Annotated in this window: 14 protein-coding genes; 3 read left to right on the forward strand and 11 right to left on the reverse strand. The window is 68.0% G+C overall.

Annotated features, from left to right (window positions below):
• Nucleotides 1-20: 20 nt before the first annotated feature.
• From polA to ABIE41_RS03580, 3 genes are all read right to left on the reverse strand, one after another.
• Entirely contained in the window at nucleotides 21-3,071 is a 3,051-nt protein-coding gene (gene polA / locus ABIE41_RS03570; RefSeq protein WP_210320963.1) for a DNA polymerase I, read from the reverse strand.
• Between the two features lie 109 nt (nucleotides 3,072-3,180).
• On the reverse strand, nucleotides 3,181-4,110 hold the full coding sequence (locus tag ABIE41_RS03575; RefSeq protein WP_192643441.1) for a dihydrodipicolinate synthase family protein: 930 nt from the start codon (nucleotides 4,108-4,110) through the stop codon (nucleotides 3,181-3,183).
• Nucleotides 4,111-4,151: 41 nt separating this feature from the next.
• A complete protein-coding gene (locus ABIE41_RS03580; protein WP_192643442.1) occupies nucleotides 4,152-4,838 on the reverse strand; it encodes a fumarylacetoacetate hydrolase family protein in 687 nt (228 codons plus the stop codon).
• 240 nt (nucleotides 4,839-5,078) lie between these two features.
• Here ABIE41_RS03580 and ABIE41_RS03585 point away from each other — a divergent pair, with 240 nt between their 5' ends.
• Nucleotides 5,079-5,288: a cold-shock protein gene (locus ABIE41_RS03585; protein WP_066718201.1), complete on the forward strand. Its 210-nt coding sequence runs from the start codon at nucleotides 5,079-5,081 to the stop codon at nucleotides 5,286-5,288.
• Between the two features lie 206 nt (nucleotides 5,289-5,494).
• On the opposite strand, the gene fhuF is transcribed toward ABIE41_RS03585, so the two are convergent.
• The 4 genes from fhuF to ABIE41_RS03605 all read right to left on the reverse strand — a co-directional run bounded on the left by fhuF (nucleotide 5,495) and on the right by ABIE41_RS03605 (nucleotide 11,051).
• Nucleotides 5,495-6,238 carry a siderophore-iron reductase FhuF gene (gene fhuF / locus ABIE41_RS03590; RefSeq protein WP_192643443.1) on the reverse strand — a complete coding sequence of 248 codons (744 nt, stop codon included), beginning with the start codon at nucleotides 6,236-6,238 and terminating at the stop codon, nucleotides 5,495-5,497.
• Nucleotides 6,239-6,246: 8 nt separating this feature from the next.
• A complete protein-coding gene (locus ABIE41_RS03595; protein WP_354191750.1) occupies nucleotides 6,247-7,470 on the reverse strand; it encodes an MFS transporter in 1,224 nt (407 codons plus the stop codon).
• Nucleotides 7,471-7,478: 8 nt separating this feature from the next.
• On the reverse strand, nucleotides 7,479-9,578 hold the full coding sequence (locus ABIE41_RS03600) for a TonB-dependent siderophore receptor (protein ID WP_192643444.1): 2,100 nt from the start codon (nucleotides 9,576-9,578) through the stop codon (nucleotides 7,479-7,481).
• A 234-nt stretch (nucleotides 9,579-9,812) separates the two neighbouring features.
• Nucleotides 9,813-11,051, reverse strand: a complete 1,239-nt coding sequence (locus ABIE41_RS03605) for a multidrug effflux MFS transporter (RefSeq protein WP_354191751.1) — start codon at nucleotides 11,049-11,051, stop codon at nucleotides 9,813-9,815.
• A 372-nt stretch (nucleotides 11,052-11,423) separates the two neighbouring features.
• Here ABIE41_RS03605 and ABIE41_RS03610 point away from each other — a divergent pair, with 372 nt between their 5' ends.
• Complete coding sequence (locus ABIE41_RS03610) at nucleotides 11,424-12,014, forward strand: hypothetical protein (protein ID WP_192643445.1); 591 nt, start codon at nucleotides 11,424-11,426, stop codon at nucleotides 12,012-12,014.
• 9 nt (nucleotides 12,015-12,023) lie between these two features.
• Here the strand turns inward: ABIE41_RS03610 and ABIE41_RS03615 are convergent, their stop codons facing one another.
• From ABIE41_RS03615 to ABIE41_RS03625, 3 genes are all read right to left on the reverse strand, one after another.
• A complete protein-coding gene (locus tag ABIE41_RS03615) occupies nucleotides 12,024-12,998 on the reverse strand; it encodes a lysylphosphatidylglycerol synthase domain-containing protein (RefSeq protein WP_192643446.1) in 975 nt (324 codons plus the stop codon).
• 161 nt (nucleotides 12,999-13,159) lie between these two features.
• Complete coding sequence (locus ABIE41_RS03620) at nucleotides 13,160-13,735, reverse strand: hypothetical protein (protein ID WP_210320964.1); 576 nt, start codon at nucleotides 13,733-13,735, stop codon at nucleotides 13,160-13,162.
• A 28-nt stretch (nucleotides 13,736-13,763) separates the two neighbouring features.
• Nucleotides 13,764-15,521 carry an ABC transporter ATP-binding protein/permease gene (locus tag ABIE41_RS03625; RefSeq protein WP_192643447.1) on the reverse strand — a complete coding sequence of 586 codons (1,758 nt, stop codon included), beginning with the start codon at nucleotides 15,519-15,521 and terminating at the stop codon, nucleotides 13,764-13,766.
• A gap of 185 nt (nucleotides 15,522-15,706) precedes the next feature.
• Here ABIE41_RS03625 and ABIE41_RS03630 point away from each other — a divergent pair, with 185 nt between their 5' ends.
• Nucleotides 15,707-16,015, forward strand: a complete 309-nt coding sequence (locus ABIE41_RS03630; RefSeq protein WP_192643448.1) for a plasmid stabilization protein — start codon at nucleotides 15,707-15,709, stop codon at nucleotides 16,013-16,015.
• An 8-nt stretch (nucleotides 16,016-16,023) separates the two neighbouring features.
• Here the strand turns inward: ABIE41_RS03630 and ABIE41_RS03635 are convergent, their stop codons facing one another.
• Nucleotides 16,024-18,309, reverse strand: coding sequence for an NADP-dependent malic enzyme (locus tag ABIE41_RS03635; RefSeq protein WP_192643449.1), 2,286 nt, complete (start codon nucleotides 18,307-18,309; stop codon nucleotides 16,024-16,026).
• Nucleotides 18,310-18,368: the final 59 nt, after the last annotated feature.

The raw sequence follows: 18,368 nt of genomic DNA on the forward strand, positions 1-18,368 counted from the left end.
GTTCGCCGGGGAAGGTTCCGTCAGTGGGCCTCGTCCCAGTTGCCCGCCGCGCGGGCATCGACCTGCAGCGGAACCCGCAGCTGAACCGCCGGATGCGGTGCCTCGACCATGACCTTGGTGATCACCGGCAGCGCCGCCTCGACCTGCGCGTCGGGCACCTCGAAGACGAGTTCGTCATGCACCTGCAGCAGCATGCGAACATCGAGCCGGGCCGCCGCCAGCGCGTCCTCCATGCGGATCATGGCGCGGCGGATGATGTCGGCCGCCGAGCCCTGGATTGGCGCGTTGATCGCCTGGCGCTCGACGAAGGCGCGCTCGGAGGGGTTCTTCGAGGCCACCGCCGGGAAGTGGCAGATCCGCCCGAAGATGGTCTCGACATGGCCGTTGGCGCGCACGAAGGTCTTGGTCTGCTCCATGTAGTCGCGAATGCCGGGGAAGCGCTCGAAATACTTGCGGATATAGGCGCTCGCCTCCTCGCGACCGATGCCGAGCTGGTTGGCGAGGCCAAAGGCCGAGATGCCGTAGATGATGCCGAAATTGATCGCCTTGGCGCGGCGGCGGACCTCGCTCGGCATGCCCTGCACGGGCACGCCGAACATCTCGGATGCCGTCATCGCGTGGATGTCGATGCCATCCGCGAAGGCCTGCCGCAGCTGCGGGATCTCGGCGATGTGGGCGAGCAGGCGCAGCTCGATCTGGCTGTAATCGGCCGAGACGAGCTTGTAGCCCTTCTCCGCGACGAAGGCCGTGCGGATCTTGCGGCCGGCCTCGGTGCGGATCGGAATGTTCTGCAGATTGGGCTCGGAGGAGGAAAGCCGGCCGGTCGTCGTCGCCGCCAGCGCGAAGGAGGTGTGCACGCGCTGCGTCTGCGGGTTCACATAGGCCGGCAGCGAGTCGGTATAGGTCGATTTCAGCTTGGAGAGCTGGCGCCATTCCAGAATCTTGGAGGGCAGCGGGTGGCCCTGCTCGGCCAGTTCCTCGAGCACGCCGGCGCCGGTCGCCCATTGGCCGGTCGCGGTCTTCTTGGCGCCCGATAGCCCCATCTTGCCGAAGAGGATGTCGCCAAGCTGCTTGGGTGAGCCGATCGTGAATTTCTCGCCCGCGATCTCGTAGATCTCGTCCTCCAGCCGCGCCAGCGACTGGGCGAAATCGCCCGAGAGGCGCGACAGGATCTGCCGGTCGATCGAGATGCCATGCGCCTCCATGCGGGCGAGCACGGCGATCAGCGGGCGCTCCAGCGTCTCGTAGACGGTGGTGCGGCCTTCTGCGGCGAGGCGCGGCTTCAGGGTGCGCCAGAGCCGCAGCGTGACGTCGGCATCCTCCGCAGCGTAGTCCGTCGCCTTGTCGAGCGCGACCTTGTCGAAGGTGACCTGCGCCTTCCCCGTCCCGGCCACCTGCCCGAAGGTGATCGTCTCATGGCCGAGATGCAGCTCGGAGAGGCGGTCCATGCCGTGGCTGTTGTTGCCCGCATCGAGCGCATAGGAGATCAGCATCGTGTCGTCGATGGGGGCGACGTCGACGCCGTAGCGCTTGAGCAAAACGAGATCGTATTTGAGGTTCTGGCCGATCTTGACCACGCCGGGGTCGGTTAGCAGCGGCTTCAGCGCCGCCAGCGCCTGATCCAGCGGGATCTGCCCTTCCAGCATGCCGCCGCCGAAGAGATCCGTGCCGCCGCGATGCTGCAGGGGGATGTAGCAGGCCTTGCCGGGCGCGACGGCCAGCGAAATGCCGACGAGATCGGCCTGCATCGGATCGATCGCGCTGGTTTCGGTATCGATCGCGACATGGCCGGCTTCAAAGGCTGCAGCGACCCAGCGCTCCAGCGAAGCGAGATCGCGAACGCAGTCATAGCCCGTGCGGTCGATCTTGGCCGCCAGCGCCTCGCCCTTGCGGGCGGCGGCGAGATCGGCCGGCTTCAACCAGCCCTCGCCTCCGGTGGTGGAGACCGGCTGGGTCACGGCCGCCCGGGCCATCTCGGCAACCGACGGGGCCTCCCCGGCTGCATCGGCACCGACATGGAGCGCCTTGAGCTCGGCCGCGCGCGTGCCGCCCGGCGCCAGATCGGCATCGGCGTCGATCGCGGCGACATCGGCCTCATAGGCTTCGCCGACGCGCTTGGTGATGGTGGTGAACTCCATCGCCTTGAGGAAGGCGACGAGCCGGACGGGATCGGGCTGGCCGAGCGTCAGGTCTTCGAGCGGCGTCTCGACCACGACATCGTCGACCAGCGAGACGAGCTTGTGGGAGATGCGGATCTTCTCGACAATCTCGGGATTGGTCAGGGTCTCCCGGCGCTTGGGCTGCTTGATCTCGCCGGCGCGGGCCAGCAGCGTGTCAAGATCGCCATATTCGCCGATGAGCTGGGCCGCGGTCTTGATGCCGATGCCGGGCGCGCCGGGGACATTGTCGGTGGCGTCGCCGGCCAGCGCCTGAACGTCGGTGACCTTGTCCGGCATGACGCCGAAATACTCGACGACCTCTGGCTCGCCGATCCTGCGCTCGGCGCGGAAGCCCGCACCCTTCTTGGCGTCGCCGGAGGCGGGGTCGTACATCGCCACGCCCGGACGGACGAGCTGCATCAGATCCTTGTCGGCCGAGACGATCAGCACGTCGGCGCCGGCCTCGCGCGCCTGTTTTGCATAGGTCGCGATCAGGTCGTCGGCCTCGTAGACATCCTGCTCGACCGGCAGCAACCCGAAGGCGCGCACCGCCTCGCGCATCAGCGGAAACTGCGGGATCAGGTCCGGCGGCGGGTCCGAGCGATTGCCCTTGTAGGCGGGGTAGATCGCCTTGCGGAAGGAGTTCTCGGACTTGTCGAAGACAATGGCGAGGTGGGTCGGGCGGACCCCGAGCACGCCCTCGCGCACGAACTGGAAGAGCTTGGTGGCGAAAAGCCGCACCGCGCCGGAGGGCAGACCGTCCGAGCGGACATTGTATTTCCGGTCCTGGTTGATCGACTGGAAATAGGCCCGGAAGATGAAGTTGGAGCCGTCGACCAGGAAGAGGTGGTCGCCGGGCTTCAGGGCGGGGGCTGCGGCGGTACCGGCGGCGGTTTTGGCTGTCTCGCTCATGGCGCGGACCATAGTGGTCCGGCGTAACCTGTGTCCATCGGCGCGGGCGGCCGATCCGCAAGATGCTGTCAGGAGCGGGACCGCCTCATGAGGCGGCCCCGCCCGCTGATCAGAGCGCGGCGCGCTTGTCGGTTTTGGCGACGCGCGCCAGCAGATAGTCGACCTCGGTCTTCGCCAGGGCGCTGATCGCCGAGCCCGGCTTGCGCTGGGCGTCGCTGGCGAGAATGCCGCGCTTCATCAGCGTGTATTTGCGGACCGCGAGGCCGGCGCCGAGCTGCTGCTCGTAGCGCAGCAGCGGCAGATGCGCGTCGAAGATGTCATGCGCCTCGTCGCGCTTGCCGGCCTTCTGCAGCTTCACGACGTCGATCAGCAGCTCCGGGAAGGCGTAGCCGGTCATCGCGCCGTCGGCGCCGCGCTCCATCTCGAAATCGAGGAAGAGGCCGCCATTACCGGTGAGGATCGAGATCGGGCGCAGGCTGCCCTCCTTCTGGAACTTGCGCAGGGTCGAGATCTTCTCGAGCCCCGGCCAGTCCTCGTGCTTGAGCATGACGCAGGAGGGGTTGTCGGTGACGATCTTGCGGATCACGGCCGGCGTCATCACCACCGAGAGCGTCAGCGGATAGTCCTGGATGACGAAGGGGATGTCGGTGCCGATCGCCTCGACGGCCTGGGCGTAGTAGCCGGTGATCTGGTCATCGGTGCGCAAGCTCGGCGGCGGCGCGATCATGACGCCGGCGGCGCCGAGTTCCATAGACTGGCGCGCCAGGGTGCGCATGGCGGCGAAGCCCGGCGCCGAGACGCCGACGATGACCGGCTTGCCCGGCATGCCGGCCACAGCCGTCTTGACGATGCGCAGGGATTCCTCCGGCTCGAGCTTGGGCGCCTCGCCCATGATGCCGAGCACCGTCGTGCCGTCCGAGCCGATCTCGTCATAGAAGGCGAAGAGCTTCTCGGTGGAGCCCCAGTCGACCGAGCCGTCGGGGTTGAACGGGGTCGGCGCGATCGGGAAGACGCCAGCGGCGTCGGCGGTCAGGGTCATGGACACGGCTTTCCTGCGAAAGGGGAACGGGTTGCGGCGCCTCAGGCGATCCGCGTGCGGACGGTGCCGACGCCGGCGATCTCGCCTTCGAGCACGTCGCCACGGACGACCGCGGCGACGCCTTCGGGCGTTCCGGTGAAGATCAGGTCGCCCGGGGCGAGTTCGACCAGCCCGGAGAGATAGGAAATCGTCTCGGGCACGTTCCAGATCTGCTTGGCGAGGTCGGAGCTCTGGCGCGGCACGCCGTTGACCACGAGCTCGATCTTGCCGGCGGCCGGATGGCCGATCTGGCTGGCGGGGGCGATCTCGCCGACCGGACCGGAGAGGTCGAAGCCCTTGGCCATGTCCCAGGGGCGGCCGGCCTTCTTGGCGGCGGCCTGGAGATCGCGGCGCGTCATGTCGAGGCCCGCGGCATAGCCGAAGACATGGGCGAGCGCGTCGGCCTCGGCGATGTCCTTGCCGCCGGTCCCGATGGCCACGACCAGCTCCATCTCGTGATGGAGGTCAGCGGTCTTGGTCGGATAGGGCGTGTCGGCACCGTTGATGACCAGCGCATCGGCGGGCTTGCTGAAGAAGAACGGCTCCTCGCGATCGGGATCGCCACCCATCTCGCGGGTGTGTTCGGCATAGTTGCGGCCGACGCAGAAGACGCGGCGCACCGGGAACATCCCGCCGCCCGCCACCGGCACGGCCGTCACCGCCGGCGGATCGATCACGTAATTCGTCATAGGGAGGCTCTCCTGCGCTCTTGTCGGCGTCGTTCATGCGTGAGCGCGGCGCGGCGGGCAAGGCCCCCGCTCGCGCCCGGCCTTGCTCCTGCGGCATGCCGCCCGTGGGAGAAGCACCCGTTGCCCCTGCGACTCAAATTCTCGTTGTGCGCCGCGTCATTGCAACCGGAGCGAATTGCCCCCTACAGTAGGTTCGGCTCGGCATGTGCCGGGCTGAACTGAAGACCAAAGGAACATCACGTGGCCACAGGTACTGTGAAATGGTTCAACGAGACCAAGGGTTATGGCTTCATCACCCCTGACCAGGGCGGACAGGACGTGTTCGTGCACATCAGCGCTGTCGAGCGCTCGGGCATGCGCGGCCTGAATGAAGGCCAGAAGATCAGCTACGATCTCGAGGCGGACCGCAAGACCGGCAAGTCTTCGGCCGTCAATCTCAAGACGGCGTGAGTTGAATACGAGACGGGAGGCCGATCGGCGGCGTCGCTTCCCGAGCCACTGCGAATCTCTCTCTATCTGACCGGACTGAAGACGATTCCCGGCATGCCCGTCGCCTCGATGGCGGCGGTGAAGTTTCCCGAAAGACCATGGCCGGGCCTCCGCGAGCGGAAGGCGGCCATCTCCCTCCCCGATCCCGCTCCGTCCCTACGCGGCGTTCACGCCGCGGCGGCACGCGCATGTCGCGGCAGCGGGCAGAACGACCCGCAATCGGCCATGCCGGGCAGCAGATAGCGCAGGCAGCAGATCTTGCGCTGGCAGCCCTCCATCGGCGCAAGCGCGGAGGGCCGCAAGGCGCCGTCGAGCGGGTTTTTGCGCCCGGCCGGCGTGAGCGCCGCGGTCAGCAGCGCCTGCGCCGCCGCGAGGCCTTCGCGATCGACGCGCGGATCGCCAGCACATTGCTGGACGCTCCAGGCAAGGCTGACGGCGGCATTGTTCCAGAGCAACTTTGCCGAGACCCCGAAATGGCCCGCCAGCAGCGCGATCAGCGGGGACAGATGCCCCTCGATGAGCGCCTCAAACCCCGCCTCGGCCCGGCAGGGCGGCAGCGGGCGATCATGCGGAACCACGATTCCGGCCGTGCAGCCATTGGCGTGCAGGGCAAATCGCCCCTCCTCCAGCGACAGGGGCAGGGCGACACCGGCCAGCAACTGGGCCACGGTGGCCGGGACGATGGTGTTGGAGAAGTGCCACTGGCTCCACATCGAGACGACGGCCCGCGGCTCACCGCCGGCTTGCGTCGCACCGAAGCGGTCGATCAGTTCGCGCAGAGCCGCCAGTTCCAGCAGGCTGCGCCCGGCCAGATGGGCCGCCCCATCATCGACGCGGAGACTGCCGGCGAAGCGGGCGAGATCCCCGGCAAAGCAGCCCGCGAGATCCGACACCGTCAGGGCGGGGGCCATGGCGCGCCTCAGCCCGCCTGGGCGCGGGCGCAGCGCGGGATCAGCGTGGCTGCGACGACGGCAAGCACGGCGGCGGCGGCGAAGCAGGCGGCATAGCCGAGCCTGTCGCCGGCGAACCCGGCGACGCGCCAGCCGACGAGGCTGACGATTGAATCCATGCTCTGGAAAAGGGTGAAGTCGACGCCCGCCTGGTCGAGCGAGGCGCGGCCCATCAGCTCCGAGTAGAGCGCGACGAAGCCGAGCGCGAGCGTGCCCGCCGAGGCGAGATAGATCGCCATCAGTGCCACCGGCGCATCGACCTTCAGATGGGCGAAGAGCGCGAAGGCGAGCATGACGAGCATCTGGATACCCAGCGTCCAGCCCATCACCCGATAGGCGCCGATGCGGCGCAGAATCCAGCCGCCGCCGAGCGCGCCAGCCAGACCGAGCGCGGTGACGCCGAGCCCGTTCAGCGTGCCGATGGCGGTGAGGCTGAGGCCGGCATCGACCAGGAACGGCCCGACCAGCAGCATCGACACCTTCTGGCCGAGCACATAGAGCGCGACCAGTGCGAGGCCGGAGCGGATCTCGGGGCGCTTCAGGGCCTGCTTGAGCGACTGGGGCGGCTTGTCCTTGCGGGCGGCCACAGTGCCGTCCGGCATCAGCAGGAAGGGGGCCGCGAGTGCGACCAGCGCACAGGCCATCACCAGCGTCGCCGGCTGCCAGCCCCAGTGGTCGATCAGCACGAGGAAGATGCCGCCGCCGATCGCCGAGCCGAGATAGGCCCCACCGACCTGCGCGGCATTGGCCCAGCCGCGGTCGCGCTCGGCGAAGCTCTCGACCGCATGGCCGTCGCAGGCGATGTCGATCGTGGCCGAAGAGAAGGAGGCCACCATCATCGCGACCGTCAGGGGGCCGAGCGCCGTCGGTCCGATCAGCGCGCAGGCGATCACCGCCCCGACGGCGAAGGCTCCGAAGAGCGCGACCGCGCTGCGCGAGCGCCTGATACCGCCATGCGGCGAGCGGAAGCGCTCGACCGCCGGCGCCCAGAGGAACTTGAAGGACCAGGGCAGAACGGTGAGCAGAATGAAGGCGATGTCGTCGAGCGAGGCGCCGCTCTTGCGCATCACCGCCGGCAGGCCCGTGAAGATCACGCCGCCGATGACGCTCTGCGCCACATAGAGGCCGCCGAGCCCGACAACGAGCTGGGCGACCGGAGCCCGCGGCCCGGCCTCGGGGAGGGCCTCGCTCACCGCCGCGCTCACCAGCGGTACCGGAGGCTGGCGAGCACCTTACGGCCCTGGTTGAAGTAGCAATAGCCGGCGGTGCAGACCTGATCGACCTTGTCGAGCAGGTTCTGGGCGTTCACCTGCGCGCTGAAGCCCTTCAGCTTCGGATCGAGCTTCTCGAAATCATAGGTCAGCCGGGCATCGACATAGGCCGTCGCGCTGTTGCGGATGATCAGGCGGTTGTAGTCGTCGCCGAAATTGGCGCCGGTGTAGCGCACGCCGGCGCCGAGCCCGAGGCCGCGCAGCGGGCCGGTGGCGATGTCGTAGCCCGCCCAGACCGAGAAGGCGTGCTTGGGCACGCTGTTGATCTGGTTGCCGACCGTGTCGGGCGAGAGCTTGGTGATCTCGGTGTCGGTATAGGCATAGGAGGCCTGCAGGCTCACGCCATTGCCGAGCGAGGTCGTCGCATCGATCTCGAAGCCGCGCGATTCGAAGTCGAGCTGGGTCTGGCGATTCACCGCGTCGACCACGGTGTAGACGATGCCGTCGGTCTGCTTCAGCCAGAAGACCGAGGCGTTGATGAAGGCGTTGTAGCCCGGCACGGCGTATTTGACGCCGGCCTCCGCCTGCTCGCCCTTGGTCGGCTTGGCGACGCCGCCATTCAGCACTGTGCCGGGATTGGGGTTGAAGGAGGTGCCGTAGCTGACATAGGGCGTCAGCCCGAAATCGGTGACGTAGCTCAGCCCGGCGCGGCCGGTGAAGGCGCCCTCATCCTGCTTCGAGGGCGCGGTGCCGGGCACGGTGTAGGTGCTGGAGAGCCAGTCGTGCCGGCCGCTCAGCAGCAGGCGCCAGGGGCCCATCTTCATCTCGTCCTGGAGATAGGCCCCGATCAGCGTCTGGCGCTGCTTCGTGGGCTCGGGCAGCGCCGGATCGGAAATGCTGGCGAAGTTGTAGCCGATGCGCGAGCCGTAGCTGGCGCGGCCGATATCGAGTCCGGTCAGGATCGTATGGCTGATCGGACCGGTGCGCAGCAGCGTCTTGAGATAGGTGTCGGTCGAGATCGCATCGAGATCCTCCTTCACCCGGCCGGCATAGGTGGTCGTGCCGAACTTCTCGTCGGTCGAGAGCGTCGAGACGCGCAGGTTCTGGTGGAACGAGACCGTGTCCGAGAATTTGTGCTCGAACTCGTAGCCGATGCGGCCCTGCTTTTGGGTGAAGTCGTTATAGGTCGGGTTGAACAGGATCGTCCGCTTGGCACCGGTGGTCGGGAAGATCACCGTCCCGTCCCTCAGCGTGAAGCTGCCGTAATTGTTGTCATAGGCGGTGGAGCCGCCGGTCTTGGAATCCATGTACTCGCCGAGAATGGTGAGCTTGGTGTTGTCGTTCGGCTTGAAGGTGATGGCCGGCGCGATGAAGACGCGATCGTCGGGGACGCCCGGCAGGCTGGTGTTGGAATCCCGCAGCAAGCCGGTGATCCGGTAGAGAACCGTGCCGGCCGGATTGGCCGGGCCACCGATGTCGAAATTGATCTGCCGGCGGTTGAAGGACCCGCCCTGGATCTCGACCTCGCCGAACTTCGTCTCGGTCGGGCGCTTCGAGATCGCGTCGATGATGCCGACGGAGGCGCTGGCGCCATAGAGCGACGAGGCCGGGCCCTTCAGGATCGAGATCGATTCGACGCCATAGGGCTCGAGGCGGAACAGGCCGCTCGGGCTGTTGAAGTCCCGCAATCCATCGCGGAAGACGCCGGTATAGGTGATGTCGACGCCGCGGATGGCGAAGCTGTCGAAGCGCGGGTCGAAGCCGTAGCCGCCGGTGCGGACGCCCGGCGTATAGCCCAGCGCCTCGGTCAGCGATTGCGGGCGACGCTCCTCAAGCTGCCTCTGCGTGACCGTGTTGATGGTCTGCGGCGTCTCCGCCACCGGCGTCTCGGTCTTGGTGGCGGTCCGGGTGGTCTTGGGCACGAAGCCGTCATTAGCGACGACGCCGGTGGCGCCGCTGCCGGGGCGGCGAGCCGCCTCACCCTGGACGACGATCTCGTCGAGCTGCTCGACGCGCGCCTGCTGGGCGCCGGCAGGCCAGGCTGGAACCAGGGCGGCAACAGCCGACAGCGCCATGATCGAGCGGTTCATTCCACGTCTCCGGAAGATGATCTGCCCGGAGCCGTAGCCCAATGCCAAACGTCGAATCAACACAGATTCGACTCGTATCTGTAAATAGATGCTTCAATACTTGATTAGAACAATTAAAAACTTAGATCATGACCTTTGGTTACTGCCGCTTTCTGGCCATTAGCATCATCGTTTCGATGCCGAATGAGATCGACCGTGCAGGAGCGCTGGGTGTCGTCACGCATCAAGTGCCGCTCAGGACCGCCCGGCCGCGGGGCGGAAGAGCCGGCCCTTCTCCGCCACCAGCACGATGCCGAGCGCCACCAGCCCGCACAGCGCGAAGCCGAGCGTGAGGGGCACGACCGTGCCGTCGAAATGCTGGCCGATATAGAAGCCGAGCAGCGCGCCGACGATCGTCGTGACGAAGCCCTGGACCGAGGAGGCCGTGCCGGCGACATGGCCGAGCGGGTCCATCGCCATGGCGCCGAAATTCGGCGCGACCAGCCCGAAGCAGAACATCGCCCCGGCCTGGAAGGCGGCGAAGCTCCAGAGCGATTCATAGCCCCACCAGGCGACCACGGCGTGCGCGCCGGTCAGGCCGATATAGGCCAGCAGGGCGCCGTGGGAGACGCGGCGCATGCCGAGCCGGCCGACGATGCGCGAATTCAGCAGCGAGGCGGCGGCCATGAACATCGCGATCAGCGCGAAGATGGTGGTGAACCACTCCGGAGCCTGGAAGACATCGACGAAGACCTGCTGGGCGGAGTTGATGAAGCCGAAGAGCCCGCCGAGCACGAAGGCCATCGCCAGCATGTAGCCGACGGCCAGCCGCGTCGTCAGCGTGGTCCGGAACGCGGCGACAACGGTGGCGACCCTGATCGGCTTGCGATCCTCGGGCGCCTGCGTCTCGCGCAGCCGACGCATGGCCCAGACCATGACCAGGGCCCCGAAGAGCGTCAGCACACCGAAGATCCAGCGCCAGGGAGCGACGAGCAGGATCGCCTGGCCGATCGAGGGCGCCAGGATCGGCACGGCCAGGAAGACGATCATCGCCAGCGACATCACCCGCGCCATGTCGCGGCCGGAGTAGCAGTCGCGCACGATCGAGACGACGAGCACGCGCGTCGCCGCCGCGCCGATGCCTTGGGCGACGCGGGCCGCCATCATCGTCTCGAAGGAGCCGGCGAAGGCCGCCGCGATGCTCGCCACGACATAGACGACGAGGCCGAACAGCAGCACCGGGCGGCGCCCGAAGCGGTCGGCCAGCGTGCCGTAGACGATCTGGGCGGAGCCGAAGCCGAGCAGATAGGCGGTGATGATCCATTGCCGCTCATTGGCGCCGGCGATGCCGAGCGCCTCGGCCATCTGCGGCAAGGCGGGCAGCATCGAATCGATCGCGAGCGCGTTGGCCGCCATCAGCGCCGCCATCAGGGCGACGAAGGAACGGAAGCTCATGCCGTGGCGGGGCCCGGCGGTCGTCGCAGCGTCGGTCATGGCAGCCTGTCTGGGCGCCTCACGCCTGACGGCGGGCGCAGATGGTCGTAAGCCCCATGGCCGCTCTAGGGCTTCGGGAAACGCGTGACAACCCGGGCTGGACAGGGTTTGCCATGCGCAGAACGCCTGAGGCGGCACCGTCCCGATGTCCGCAGCAGCCGCCTGTCGCGCGCCCGCGCGCCTGCCCGTTTCGTCGCGGACCGGCGACCTGTTATCGTCGCGCGAGCTGGGGAGCGATGATCACATGGTCGAAACGGGCGCGACACGACGTGTCGCCATGACGCAAGGATTGATGACCGTCGAAGGCTCGCCGGATCGCTACGTCCAGGGACTCGGGGCCCCCTGCGGATCGTCGCCGGAGGCTTGCGCAGGGTGGGCGGCTTCGCGCTGCGCGAAGGCCAGGTCGAGGATGCGACGCGCATCGAGGGGCTGGCCCAGCTTGGCGGGGACCGGCTGATGCGGGCCGGTTTTCCCGGCGAGGCGGCGTCGCTGGCGCTGGTCGTCCGGCCGCTCGCCGCGGCAGGAGAGGCCCGCGCGCTGCTCATCCTCAGCTTCCAGGAAACGGATGAGCGCCCGGAGGGACGCTATCTCGCTGAAATCTACGCGCCGCAGCGCGTGTTCGACGGTCTCGCCAGCGCTCTTGCCGACGGCCAGGCCGAGACCCTTGCGATCATCGCGGTGACGAGCCTCTGGGTGCGCGAGACCGAGCGCGAGACGCCGTCCGGCGTGCCCGTGTCCTGGTTCCTCGGCGTCGACACCGACGGGCGCGCGAGCGCGCCGGCGCGGGGGCTGGTGGAGAGCCTGGAATGGCATCCGCGCAGCGAGAGCGAAGCCGCGCCCCGACCTGAGACAGACGAAGAGCCGGCCGAGGCGGCGTCCGATCTCCTCGCCCGCATCAACTGGAGCCTCAAGCAGATCGCGCTGGTGCTGATGTTCCTGCTGATCGTGGTGGCGCTGAAGTGAGGGCCGGCCTCAGCGTTCGTGGCGACGGATGCGCCGGACCATCTCGTTCAGCGCCAGCAGCACCAGCGCCAGGATGAAGGGCAGGATGTAGTAGATGATGCGGAAGATCAGCAGCGCGCCGAGCACCGGCTCGAAGGGCAGGCGGCTGAGCGCAACCAGCATCGTCGCCTCGAAGACCCCCAGCCCGCCCGGCGCATGGCTGGCGATGCCGACCAGGCAGGCGAAGACATAGACGGCCAGGAAGGTCGGATAGTCGATGCCATGGCCGCCCGGCAGCAGCACGAAGAGCACGGCCGCCGCCGCGCAGACCTCGGCCGCGCCGAGGAACATCTGGCCGAGCGTGATGCCGAGCCCGGGCAGCGGCAGGTTCCAGCCGCGGACGCGGATGGTGCGCTCGCCGCTCGCGATCCAGACCAGATAACCGATGGTGCCGGCCGCCACGGCCGCGCCGACCGCCTGCACGACGAGCGGCGAGGTGCGCGCCAGCATCGCGACGGACGGCGTGGCGTAGAAAAGGCTGACGCAGAGGATAGCGCCGAGGCCGAGCCAGAAGGTCAGCCCGGCGATGACGGTGAGGCTCGCGACCTCGGAGGCGCGCACGCCCTTGGGCGAATAGATCCAGTAGCGCACGGTGCCGCCGGTCACGATCGGGAAGCCGAGCGTGAAGGAGACCGAATAGCTGGTGAAGGAGGCCAGCGCCGTCGTGCGATAGGGGATCGACAGCCCAAGCCGCTTCAGGGCGAGCGCGTCATAGCCGGTCAGCAGCAGATAGCTCAGCGCGGTGAAGCCGCAGGCGAGGCCGAGCTGGCGCAGGCTGGCATTGGCGAAGGCATTGGCGAGTTCGCCGGGCTCGATCTCCCGGACGATGTACCAGAGCACCACCAGCGAAGCGCCGAAGATGACGATGCTGGCGAGCGGGCCGAGCCACCACCAGCGGCTGCGCCGGCGCGGCGGCATTCCAGGCTCGAGCGGGCCGAACGACATGCGCACTCATGGTCGGTTCTGGCGCAGTGCCGGGAAGGCGGCTGCGCCGATTACGGGCACGAGGCGCTGTAGGCCCCGGCCGCAGAGATAAAGCCTGCGCGCCAATCCACAAGGCGGGGTGGACGGCGGAATGGGTCCCATGAGCCCGGCGCAGGGTCGCCTCAGCCCGTCTTGCGGAACACGCGCAGCGTCTTGAAGGACGCCACCTCCTCGACCGGGGCGGTCTTCGCCCAGTCGGCGATGATCGGTTCGGCCGTCGCATAGGCGAAGGAGCCGGTGTAGAACAGCAGGTAGCCGCCGGCATCGGTCTGGGCCGTGAAGAGGTCGATGACCTCGCGGTCGGTCAGCGCGCCATAGGCGTCGTTGGCCTCCGTCCTGAACTCGCAGGCATGGAACAGGGTGACGATGTCGAAACGCGGCAGAAGCTTGGCATTGCTGGTGTAGATGTCGCCGAAATAGGCGCTGTAGGTCTTGGTGATGGTGGGGTTGCCGGTCGCGAGCTTGACGAAGGCGTCGTATTCCTTCGGCGAGGCGGTGATGCCCAGCACCGTGCAGTCGAGCTCGGGCTCGGCGCAGCGGATGCCGACATAGTGATGTCCGCCGGTGCCGAAATGGTAGACGCGCTGGCCGGTGAGGCCGAGCTCCTCGAGCCATTCGACGAAATGCACGTCGCAGGGGCACTGCTCGACGCGCAGGCCCCAATAGACGTCCCAGATGTTCATCGCGGCAGCAGTCATCGTCTCAGGCTCCAGAAGGCGGTGAGGGTCATTCGGCGGGTTCGGCGTGAACGGGCAGCGCGGCGGGCGGCGCGGCGGTGTCGGGGGCGACTTGGCGCGACGCCATCCGCACGACGCCGCCGGCCCGCTTCAGCAGCAGGCGGTGGGTCGCCACCTCGGCGAAGCCTGCACCCTGGCCGAAGGCGATGATGATCGCGTCGGGACGCGCAGCGCGCAGATGGCCGAGGAGTTCGAGCGCGGCATCGGTGTCGAAGGCGCTCGTCGCTTCGTCCAGGAGGACGATGTCGGGTTGTTCGAGCTCGGACCGCGCCAGTGCCAGGCGCTGCCGGTCGCCGGTAGCGAGCTCGCGGTCCCAGTCGCGGGTCTCGTCCAGGGACGGGGCGAGCGTGGACAGGCCGTAGCGCCGCAGCACAGCCTGCAACTGCTCCTCCGGCAGGGTGTGGCCGGTTTCGAGCACGGCGCGCAGGCTGCCCTCCGAGAGATGGAGCTTGTGCGGCACGGCCGTGACGAAGGCGCCCGGCGGCAGTCGGATTTCGCCGCGCCCCCAGGGCCAGAGCCCGGCCACGGCCTGAATCAGCGCCGCCTTGCCGAGGCCGAGCTCGCCCGAGACATGCAGGGTGGCGCCCGGCGGCAGCGCACAGGAGATGTCGGCGACGAGGGTCCGCCCGTCGCGATCGATGAGGGTGATGTCGTCGAGCCGGAACGAGCTGTCCTCGCTCGGGGAGACGGCCAGATGCTCGCCCGGCGGCTCGCCATCGATCCGCTCCAGCGCATCGGCGAGTTCGTTGACGCGCCGCGCCGCCGCCAGCCATTCGGCGATGCGCATGAAGTTGTCGAGCAGCCAGTTGAAGGCGTTCTGCACGGCGACGAAGGCGGCCGCGACCTGGACAACGCCGCCGAGCGACATCTCGCCGGAGAGATATTTCGGCGCGGCCAGCAGCAGCGGCACCACCGGCACGAGCGCGCCGCTGCCATTGGTGATCCAGGTCAGCCGGCCGCGCTGGCGGATCATGGCGAGCCAGCGACCGACGAGCCCGTCATAGGTACGTGCGACGGCGCGGCGCTCGCCGGCCTCGGTGCGCGAGAGGGCGATCGTCTCGCCATGGTCGCGAATGCGCATCAGCGAGAAGCGCAGCCGCGCTTCTGCCTCGTTGCGGGCCGCGATCAGGCCCGGCAGGCGCCGGCCGACGACGGTGACGAGGAGCGAGACCAGAACCGCATAGAAGATCGCCGCCAGCACGAGATAGGCCGGGATCACCAGGGTGGTTCCTGAGGCCTGCACCGTAAGCGCGCCGCCGATCTGCCAGAGGATCTCGATGAAGGTGATGATGGTGATGACCGCCGAGAGCAGGCCGATGGCGAAATCGACCACCGGTTCGGTGGCCCAGCGCACATCGTCGGCAATGCGATATTCGGGGTTCGCCGGCTCGTAGCCGGAGAGGCTGAGACGGAAGAAGCGGCGCTGGCCGACCCAGCCATCGGCGAGCCTGGCGGTGACCCATTGCCGCCAATGCACCTGGAAGGTCTCGCGCGCGACGAGGATGACCACGCCGAGCCCGGCCACGATCAGCACCAGCACCGGGAAGACCGCCACCGCGATCAGGGCGCTCTCGCTGTCGCGCTTCTCCAGCGCGTCGAAGAACCAGCCGTTCCAGCGGTTGACGGTGACATTGGCGAAGACGTTGAGGATGATGGCGGCGGCCAGCAGCAGGGACCAGAACCAGGCCCTGCGCGCCTGCGCGCCGCGCCAGAATCCGCCGGTGAGCCGCGCGAAACGCAACGCCACCTGCCGATCCCCCGGCACAGCCCCCCTACCCGGCGTCTCGCTTGGCGCCCGCACCAACCCGACAATCCCCAACCGCCGGTTTTCCGGCCTTGGCGACAGGCTGGCTGCGACCGAATGAACTCCGAATGAACGGGAACCGCAGGGCCGAGCCGGCGTTCCACGCGCAGGAGCCAGGGAGGCCGGCCATGCCACGCGGCGACAAATCCGCCTACACGGACAAGCAGAAGCGCAAGGCGGAGCATATCGAGGAGAGCTACGAGGCGCGCGGCGTCCCGCAGGACGAGGCCGAGAAGCGCGCCTGGGCCACCGTCAACAAGGAGAGCGGCGGCGGCAACAAGAGCGGATCCGGGCGCGGCCAGCCCGACGACCACAGCGCCGCGAAACGCGGCGGCGGGATCGGCGGCAAGGCATCCTCAGCCCGCACCGCCGCCCAGCGCTCGGCTTCGGCCAAGAAGGCGGCCGCGACGCGCAAGAAGCGCGCGACAGCCTCCTGAACCCTCGGTCAGCCGCCGATATTGAAGGCGGCAAGCGCAGCCATGTTGACGATGTCGCTGTCCTTGGCGCCAAGCGGAACGATCTGGACGGGCTTGTCGAGGCCGACGATCAGCGGGCCGATCACAGTGGAGCCGCCGAGCTCCTGCAGCATCTTGGTCGAGATCGAGGCCGAGTGGAACGCCGGCATGATCAGCACGTTGGCCGGCCCGCTGAGGCGGCAGAAGGGGTACTGCGCCATCAGATCGCGGTTCAGCGCGACATCGGCGGCCATTTCACCGTCATACTCGAAATCCACGCGCTGACCGTCGAGCAGTTTGACCGCCTCGCGCACCTTCTCCGAGCGCTCGCCGGCCGGGTGGCCGAAGGTCGAGAAGGCGAGCATGGCGACCTTCGGCTCGTAGCCCAGGCGCCGGGCGACGCCCGCGGCCTCGATCGCGATCTCGGACAGCTCCTTGGCCGTCGGCATCTCGGTGATGGCCGTGTCGGCGACGAGGACGGTGCGCTCGCGCGAGAGCACGATCGAGACGCCGATGACGCGATGGCCCGGCTTCTCGTCGATGACGCGGCGGACCTCCTCCAGCGCGATCGAATAGTTGCGGGTGACGCCGGTGACCATCGCATCCGCGTCGCCGAGCGCGACCATGGCCGCGGCGAAATGGTTGCGGTCCTGGTTGATCAGGCGCTGGCAGTCGCGGAAGAGATAACCCTGCCGCTGCAGGCGCTCGTAGAGATACTGGGCATAGGCCGCGTTGCGCTTCGACAGCCGGGCGTTCTGGACCGAGATGCCCTTGGTCTCGAGGTCGATGCCGAGGAAGGTCGCGGTCTCGAAGACGCGCTCCTCGCGGCCGACCAGGATGGCGTGACCCAGGCCCTGATTGACGAAGGAGACCGCGGCGCGGATCACCTGCTCCTCCTCGCCCTCGGCGAAGACGACGCGCTTGGGATAACGCCGGACGCGCTCGAAGATGCGGTTGAGCGTCCCGGCGACGGGGTCGCGCCGAGCCGAGAGCTGCGCCTTGTAGGCGTTCATGTCGACGATCGGCTTGCCGGCGACGCCGGTCTCCATCGCGGCCTTGGCCACCGCCATCGGCACGACCTGAATCAACCGCGGATCGAAGGGGACGGGGATGATGTAGTCCTTGCCGTAGCGCGGCCGCGAGCCCTGGTAGGCGGCGGCGACCTCGTCGGGCACGTCCTCGCGGGCGAGCGAGGCCAGCGCCTCGGCGGCGGCGATCTTCATCTCCATGTTGATGGTCTTGGCGCGGACATCGAGCGCGCCGCGGAAGATGAAGGGGAAACCCAGGACGTTGTTGACCTGGTTGGGATAATCGGAGCGGCCGGTCGCCATGATGGCGTCGTCGCGCACGGCATGGACCTCCTCCGGCGTGATCTCCGGATCGGGGTTGGCCATGGCGAAGATGATCGGGTTCTTCGCCATCGAGGCGACCATCTGCGGCGTCACCGCGCCCTTCTGCGACAGGCCAAAGAAGGCGTCCGCCCCGTCCAGCGCCTGCGCCAGGGTGCGCCGGTCGGTGATCGCGGCATGGGCCGACTTCCACTGGTTCATGCCCTCGGTGCGACCCTGGTAGATCACGCCCTTGGTGTCGCAGAGGATGACGTTGTCGGGCTTGAAGCCCATCGCCTTGAGCAGCTCGGTGCAGGCGATCGAGGCCGCACCGGCGCCGTTGATGACGAGGCGGGTCGTCTTGACGTCGCGCCCGGTGAGATCGAGCGCGTTGATCAGGCCGGCGGCGGCGATGATCGCGGTGCCGTGCTGGTCGTCATGGAAGACCGGGATGTCCATGAGCTCGCGCAGGCGCTGCTCGATCATGAAGCATTCCGGCGCCTTGATGTCTTCGAGATTGATGCCGCCGAAGGAGGGACCGAGATAGCGCACCGCCTCGATGAACTTGTCGGCATCCTCGGTATCGACCTCGAGGTCGATCGAATCGACATCGGCGAAGCGCTTGAACAGGACGGCCTTGCCCTCCATCACCGGCTTCGAGGCGAGCGCGCCGAGATTGCCGAGACCGAGGATGGCGGTGCCGTTGGAGATGACGGCGACGAGGTTGCCGCGCGCCGTGTAGTCATAGGAGCGAGTGGCGTCGGCTGCGATCGCCAGCACGGGCACCGCGACGCCGGGCGAATAGGCCAGCGACAGGTCGCGCTGCGTCGCCATCGGTACCGTCGCCACGATCTCGAGTTTGCCGGGCCTGCCCTCCGAATGGAACAGGAGGGCTTCCTGGTCGGTGAAAGTCGGGCGGGTGCGTTTGATCGGCGGCTGGTCGGACATCGCAATGTTCTTTTTGTGAGCGTTTCCCAGGGGACGCGGACCATAGGCAAGCGGCCGGC

The sequence above is a fragment of the Bosea sp. OAE506 genome, from assembly GCF_040546595.1.
Lineage (GTDB): Bacteria > Pseudomonadota > Alphaproteobacteria > Rhizobiales > Beijerinckiaceae > Allobosea.

Coding starts and splice junctions, on each gene's coding strand:
- ABIE41_RS03580 (WP_192643442.1), bottom strand. CDS start 4,838: ATGACGAATTACGTGATCGATCCGCCGGCGGTGACGGCCGTGCCGGTG.
- ABIE41_RS03635 (WP_192643449.1), bottom strand. CDS start 18,309: ATGTCCGACCAGCCGCCGATCAAACGCACCCGCCCGACTTTCACCGAC.
- ABIE41_RS03575 (WP_192643441.1), bottom strand. CDS start 4,110: ATGACCCTGACCGCCGACGCCGCTGGCGTCTTCCCGATCGCGCCGACC.
- ABIE41_RS03605 (WP_354191751.1), bottom strand. CDS start 11,051: ATGACCGACGCTGCGACGACCGCCGGGCCCCGCCACGGCATGAGCTTC.
- polA (WP_210320963.1), bottom strand. CDS start 3,071: ATGAGCGAGACAGCCAAAACCGCCGCCGGTACCGCCGCAGCCCCCGCC.
- ABIE41_RS03615 (WP_192643446.1), bottom strand. CDS start 12,998: ATGTCGTTCGGCCCGCTCGAGCCTGGAATGCCGCCGCGCCGGCGCAGC.
- ABIE41_RS03630 (WP_192643448.1), top strand. CDS start 15,707: ATGCCACGCGGCGACAAATCCGCCTACACGGACAAGCAGAAGCGCAAG.
- fhuF (WP_192643443.1), bottom strand. CDS start 6,238: ATGGCCCCCGCCCTGACGGTGTCGGATCTCGCGGGCTGCTTTGCCGGG.
- ABIE41_RS03620 (WP_210320964.1), bottom strand. CDS start 13,735: ATGACTGCTGCCGCGATGAACATCTGGGACGTCTATTGGGGCCTGCGC.
- ABIE41_RS03600 (WP_192643444.1), bottom strand. CDS start 9,578: ATGAACCGCTCGATCATGGCGCTGTCGGCTGTTGCCGCCCTGGTTCCA.